Annotated in this window: 6 protein-coding genes, 1 tRNA gene and 1 pseudogene; 1 reads left to right on the plus strand and 7 read right to left on the minus strand. The window is 74.3% G+C overall.

The features are described 5' to 3' along the window. The 5 genes from ACZ38L_RS36550 to ACZ38L_RS36570 form a co-directional block, all read right to left on the minus strand. Positions 1–566 (minus strand): phosphorothioated DNA-binding restriction endonuclease family protein (locus tag ACZ38L_RS36550; RefSeq protein WP_465701860.1); only part of this gene is annotated, 566 nt, incomplete at its 3' end. A 311-nt stretch (positions 567–877) separates the two neighbouring features. Continuing rightward, entirely contained in the window at positions 878–2,269 is a 1,392-nt protein-coding gene (locus ACZ38L_RS36555) for an amidase (RefSeq protein ID WP_465701862.1), read from the minus strand. Further along, a complete protein-coding gene (locus tag ACZ38L_RS36560; RefSeq protein ID WP_465701874.1) occupies positions 2,256–2,465 on the minus strand; it encodes a hypothetical protein in 210 nt (69 codons plus the stop codon). The genes ACZ38L_RS36555 and ACZ38L_RS36560 overlap by 14 nt, the downstream gene beginning before the upstream one ends. A gap of 558 nt (positions 2,466–3,023) precedes the next feature. Beyond that, positions 3,024–3,096, minus strand: a tRNA-Lys gene (locus tag ACZ38L_RS36565). Then, on the minus strand, positions 3,059–3,859 hold the full coding sequence (locus ACZ38L_RS36570) for a nucleotidyltransferase domain-containing protein (protein WP_465701876.1): 801 nt from the start codon (positions 3,857–3,859) through the stop codon (positions 3,059–3,061). The genes ACZ38L_RS36565 and ACZ38L_RS36570 overlap by 38 nt, the downstream gene beginning before the upstream one ends. A 139-nt stretch (positions 3,860–3,998) precedes the next feature. Here ACZ38L_RS36570 and ACZ38L_RS36575 point away from each other — a divergent pair, with 139 nt between their 5' ends. Then, positions 3,999–4,298, plus strand: a complete 300-nt coding sequence (locus tag ACZ38L_RS36575) for a hypothetical protein (RefSeq protein ID WP_465701864.1) — start codon at positions 3,999–4,001, stop codon at positions 4,296–4,298. Positions 4,299–4,307: 9 nt separating this feature from the next. On the opposite strand, the gene ACZ38L_RS36580 is transcribed toward ACZ38L_RS36575, so the two are convergent. Both ACZ38L_RS36580 and ACZ38L_RS36585 read right to left on the minus strand, forming a co-directional pair. Continuing rightward, positions 4,308–5,141 (minus strand): TIGR02452 family protein, encoded by an 834-nt coding sequence (locus ACZ38L_RS36580; RefSeq protein ID WP_465701866.1) that lies wholly within the window; start codon positions 5,139–5,141, stop codon positions 4,308–4,310. A gap of 136 nt (positions 5,142–5,277) precedes the next feature. Further along, positions 5,278–5,674: pseudogene (locus ACZ38L_RS36585) on the minus strand (DEAD/DEAH box helicase); the annotation flags it as partial.

Below are 5,674 nucleotides of genomic sequence, written 5' to 3' on the forward strand. Positions count from 1 at the left end.
CCCCCCCCCCCCCCCCCCCCCCCCCCCCCCCCCCCCCCCCCCCCCCCCCCCCCCCCCCCCCCCCCCCCCCCCCCCCCCCCCCCCCCCCCCGGCCCGACCGCCTCGGTCTCGGCCAGCTCCAGGTCGAGCCCGACCGCGTCGCACAGGTCGGGGTGCAGGGACGGCGGGAAGTGGATGTCGAGCAGCACCCGGGCCATCCGGCCTAGCAACGAGGGCTCCCGCGCCAGCGCGCGACGCAGCTCGGGCACCAGCCGGCCGGTGGCACCGCTGGAGCGCAGCTCGCGCACCCCGCTGCCCGGGCTCCCCGCGCCCGCCTCGGTGCGGACCTCCCACACGCCGTCGCCGACCAGGTGGTGGAACGGGTACGCGGGCGTGGTGGGATTGGCCGGACCGTACTCGGCCAGCAGCCGCTTCAACTCCTCCTCCACCACGCTGTAGCGCAGCGCACGGTCGGCGTCCTGCTGGTAGCTGCCGAGCGCGTACAGCAACAGCAGGGGCTTGTGCGGCGCCCTGACCCCGTTGCTCGACCACTGCCGAAGCCTCGCCACCCGTCCGAGCCAGTCCATGGCCGTGGATCGTACCCGCCCACCCGAGGCTCGCCGCTGCCGCGCGGGAGAGCCGTACGCCCCGCGGCCGGGCACCCGCGCGGTCCCACCCCTGACGGACCCGCCGCGAATGACGGAAGCCCAGGTCAGATGCGATCTGACCGGGGCTCCTCAAGTGGGCCGCCGGGGCTCGAACAGCGGCTCCTACCCGGTCCTGCTTGCGACTCGCCGCACCCCTTAAAGCGCAGTCATTGCGTTTGAGGGCAGGCATTTCGGAGTCGCCCGGCGTGTGGGCCGGGCCGGCGGGTTCCGGGCCGGCCCACGCGCCATGCTCAGGCCACCGGCGCGAGTGCTCGGGCGGGCTGTGTCCGCTCGTGGGCATGGCCGACCCGCAGGAGCGCGCGCTCGCCGAGCGGTCGGCCGAGCAGCTGCATCCCGATCGGCATGCCCGCCGAGTCGTGGCCGACCGGGATGGACAGGGCGGGCAGCCCGGTGATGTTGGCGGGGGCGGAGAGGCGCACGAGAGCGTCGGAGACGCCTTCGACCGTGCCGTCGGGCCAGGTGACCGTCGCCTGGTCGGCCGCTGACGCCGTCATCGGGACCGTCGGGGCGGCGATCGCGTCGACCGTCTCCAGGACGTGTGCCCATTCCCGCCGCATCAGGGTCCGGGAGCGCTGGGCGCGCAGGTAGTCCCCGGCGGTCATCAGCTCGCCGGCCTCCAGGAGGACGCGGACGTCCGCCTGGTACAGCTCGGGCACCGTGCGCAGGGTGCGCTCGTGGTAGGCGGTGGCCTCCGGCACCATCAGTCCCCACTGGGTGGGCTGGATGTAGCGGGTCATCGGGATGTCGACCTCGACGAGCCGTGCGCCGAGGGCTTCCAGCTGCCCGATGGCGTGGCGGACGGCGGCCTCCACCTCCGCCTCGAGGTGGTCGAAGTAGTAGGTGCGCGGCAGGCCGATCCGCAGCCCCGTCAGGTCCGTACCCGCGCCCGGCCGGTAGTCCACGGCGGGGGTGGCCAGCGAGGCGGGGTCTCGCGGGTCGTGCCCGGTCAGTGCGGTCAGCACCAGGGCCGCGTCCTCGACGGTACGGGTGATCGGGCCGACGTGGTCCAACGACCAGGACAGGGACGTCACGCCGTGGCGGGGGACGAGACCGTAGGTCGGCTTGAGGCCGACGACCCCGTTGAGCGCGGCGGGCACCCGGATCGATCCGCCGGTGTCGGTGCCCAGGGAGAAGGTCGCCGTGCCCGAGGCGACGGCGACGGCGGACCCGCCGCTCGAGCCACCGGCGACCCGGCCGCGGTCCCAGGCGTTCCTGGTCTGCGGGGTGGTCAGGCCGTAGGCGAACTCGTGGGTGTGCGTCTTGCCGAGCAAGATCGCACCGGCCGCCGTCAGGCGCGCGGCGACCGTGCTGTCGGCCCGCGCGCGGTGATCGGCGCGCACGCGGGAGCTGGCCGTGGTGGCCCAGTCGGCGACGTCGATCAGGTCCTTGAGTCCCATCGGGATGCCGTGCAGGGGCCCCCGGTGACGGCCGTGTGCCGACTCGTGCTCGGCCGCGCGCGCCGCCCGGCGCGCCCGCTCCGCGTCGACCGTGACGTAGGCGTCGAGGAGCGGCTCCACCTGTTCGATGCGGCCGAGGACCGAGTCCACCAGCTCGACGGGGGACAGCCGCCGGGTCCGGATCGCCTCCGCGGCGGCGGCGAGGGAGAGCTCATACGGCTGCATCGTGCGTCTCCCCTCCTGCGCGGTAGGCACTGGCCGGCGGGGTGTCCCCGAAGTCCAGCTCCCGCAGGACCGCGACGACGCGGTGGATGTGGTCGGCGGTGGCCGCGACCGCCGCGTGACGGTCGGTGGGCAGCGGAAGCCCGGCCCGGGCGGCCCAACGGGCCGCCTCCGGCGGCGTGAGCTCGACAGCGGTCAGGGACGTTGACATCGACGTCCTTCCGGATCGGGGTGGGAGCAGCGGAGCACACCCGCACCAAAAGCTAACGGTTTGCTTTAGTTGACTGTAGGTTCTCCGGCGTCTTAAAGCAAACAGGTTGCGTTTACCGCCAGGCGGGCGGCCCTCACAGGCATCTGCTCCCACTCCATCGCCACCACGCCGGGTGAGGAGTGCTGACCGCCCTCCTGCCGGCCGAGGCGAGGGCACGGCAGCAACGCCATCGCCTTCGACGCCGGGCATCCGGGCACGCTCGTGGTGATGAACACCCGCGGCATCACCGCCGAGCGGACGAGCGAACGGTGGCCGTCACCACCCAGCCCGACCACCCGCTCGCCCGGGCCGAGGCCGCCGCCGCGCTGGTCCCCCGGGCACGATCACCGAAGGACGCCCGGTCCACCACCACACCCGGCACTGATCCACAGTCCGCTCACGCATCGCTCACGCAGACGGCCTGAAAACGCAGCAGCACCCCGACCAAGGCAAGTAGCCGGGGTGCTGTGCTGCAGGTCAGAGGGGGTGTAACCCCCTCGCCGTACGTGGGCCGCCAGGGGCTCGAACCCTGAACCTACGGATTAAAAGTCCGCAGCTCTACCGATTGAGCTAGCGGCCCGGAGCAGCCGGGCCGACCACCGTGTAGGTGGTACGGCACCTGCCGGGGAGATCCTACCCGGTGATCCCCAGGGCTTGGCCAGTGCCTTTCCGTGCCGCGCCGGAACGGCCGTCAGGTGGGCCCGGCGGACCCGGCGGAGCCAGTCCTCGACCGCCGGCTCGTCCGGCGCCGGCGGGAGCGCGCCCGGGCGGTCGAAGCGACGCTCGGCGGCGGCCAGCAGTTCGGCCGCCGGCCCCGGGTCGCGCGCGAAGCGTTCCCCGTCGGCGCGCACGCGTTCCGGATCGGCGAGCGCGACCCGCAGTTCGCCGGTCTCGTGCAGCCCGGTCCCCTGCTCCAGCAGCCGGACCAGGTGCCGGGCGTGCTTGGCCCGGCGCGCGGGGTCCGCGTGCTCCTTGTTCAGCAACTTCCTGAACTGCTGGGTGGCATAACCGAGATACGCGCTCCGTACCGCCGGCGCGCTCAGGAAGGCCCGTCGCAGCCCGATCAGCTCGTCGCCCAGGGCCGTCCTGACCTCGTACAACTCGTCGGGCAGCCAGACCAGTTCGGAGACCGTCGGATTGCCCGCCAGGGCCAACCGGCACCACTTCGCCGCCTCGTGCCAACTCCGGTCCGGTGCCGTGGTCACCCGCGACTCCACCGGCCGGCGCAGACCGTGCAGTTCCTCGGTCGGCACCGCGAAGACGCCCAGCCGATCGACGTCCGACCCCGCGTGCGCCAACCCGTACGCGGTCGACCCCACCACGCCCGACAGCAGAACGCGCATCTCAGTCCCCCTCCTTCCACTCCAGTCTCGGCCGACCCCACCCCCAACCGCGACCCATTAACGGCCGGCGGGAACCGTGGGGGTGCCCGGGAGGTTTCCCTGGGGCAGGCAGACGTGTGCGGATGTTGAGGAGAGCGGCATGGCGAAGGGCATCAGTACCGCGGTGGCGGCGGCCGGGCTGATCGGCGGTTACGGGGTCGCGCGGTGGAGCGGGCGGCGGGAGGCGGGCGGTGCGGTGCTGGCAGCGGCGGGTGCCGCGTCCGCGTACCAGTGGAAGCGACAGAGCGGGACGACCGCCGCGGTGGCGTTGACCGGGCTGTACGTGGCGGCGTTCGGCGGGTCGCACCCGCTGGCGAAGAAGATCGGCGCCTGGCCGTCGGTGCTCGCCGTCACGGGCGTGGTGGCCGCGGCCTCCGCGGTGGTGCCCACCAAGCGGTGACGCCACCGCTCAGGGGGTGAACCGCCGCTCGAAGGCGGTGCGGTTGGCCGAGGGCTCGGCGCGGTCCCAGACGGCGAAGACCACGCGCTCGAAGGCCGCGCCGTAGGACCCGAGGGCCACCGCGAAGGCCTCGGCGACCTCGGCCGGGTCGTTGCGGAAGACGCCGCAGCCCCAGGCGCCGAGCACCAGCCGCCGGACGCCGTGCCGGGCGGCCACCGCGAGAACCCGGGCGGCGCGCTCGGCCAGGACGTCGGCCAGGTCGACCGGGGCGTCCGAACGCAGTTGCAGCTGGCCGGCGTTGGGCGCGGGCGAGGTCAGGAACGAGACCTGCCCCAGCCCGGCCGCCAACTCGCCGCGGTCGTCCCGGATCACCGGCACGTCGGGGCTGAAGATCACCCGATGGCTGTACCGCAGGTCGGCGGAGGCCCGGTGCGCCACGTAGTAGTCGGGGGCGGCCAGCAGGCAGTGGTACAGCAGGGCGCTGCGGCAGAGGTCCTCCTCCTGGGCCTTCGCGCCACGCAGGTAGCCGCCGCCGGGGTTGCGCGCCGAGGCGAAGTTGAGCACCCCGACCCGGCCGGCGGACCCGTCACCGGCTCCGGCCAGCCGGCGGGCCGCCGACATGCTCCCCTCCGCGGTCACCTCGACCACCGGCGTCCCCGCCCCGGGTACCGGCTCGGCGGCCAGCAGCTCGGCGAGCCGCTCGGGCGCGTACGAGACCGTCCCCGCCCGCGCCGCGGCCAGTCGCGCCGCGACGTCCACCAGCGCGCCGCCCGGGGTCCGGTAGCTCCCGCGCTCGGCGATCTCCTCGTTCTCCACCGCTGTCCGGTGCAGTCTGCTGCTCATGCGCCCGACGGTACGCGCGCCCGGCGCCGGCCCGCCACCGAATTGTTCTCAGCCGGAGAACAACCGCCGGCGCGAAAGCGGCGGGCCCGCCCCACCGAAGTGGAACGGGCCCGCCGAGGGTTCGACCTACCGGTCGTCAGTTCTTCCAACGCGGCTTGCGGTCGCCGCCGTTGAAGCTACCGCCACGGCTGTCGCGGTCACCGAAACGGCCGCCACGGCTGTCCCGGTCGCCGTACGAGGAGCCACCCTGCGGACGGCCGCCGGAGCGGTGGTCGTCCCGACGGGCGAACGGCCGGCTGCTGCCGCCACCACGGTTGTCCCGGTCGCCGAAGGGGCGCGCCGGACGGTCACCGAACGAACGGCCACCACGGTCGTCGCGGTCCCGGCCACCGCCGAAACCACCACGGTTGTCCCGGTCCCGGTCGCCGAAGGAGCGGGCCGGACGGTCACCGAACGAACGGCCACCACGGTCGTCGCGGTCCCGGCCACCGCCGAAACCACCACGGTTGTCCCGGTCCCGGTCGCCGAAGGAG

It is taken from the genome of Kitasatospora sp. NPDC024654, from assembly GCF_055559155.1.

Bases quoted from the DNA above. Each gene is read 5' to 3' on its own strand.
- ACZ38L_RS36555 (WP_465701862.1), bottom strand. From the start codon at position 2,269: ATGCAGCCGTATGAGCTCTCCCTCGCCGCCGCCGCGGAGGCGATCCGG.
- ACZ38L_RS36580 (WP_465701866.1), bottom strand. From the start codon at position 5,141: ATGAGCAGCAGACTGCACCGGACAGCGGTGGAGAACGAGGAGATCGCC.
- ACZ38L_RS36575 (WP_465701864.1), top strand. From the start codon at position 3,999: ATGGCGAAGGGCATCAGTACCGCGGTGGCGGCGGCCGGGCTGATCGGC.
- ACZ38L_RS36570 (WP_465701876.1), bottom strand. From the start codon at position 3,859: ATGCGCGTTCTGCTGTCGGGCGTGGTGGGGTCGACCGCGTACGGGTTG.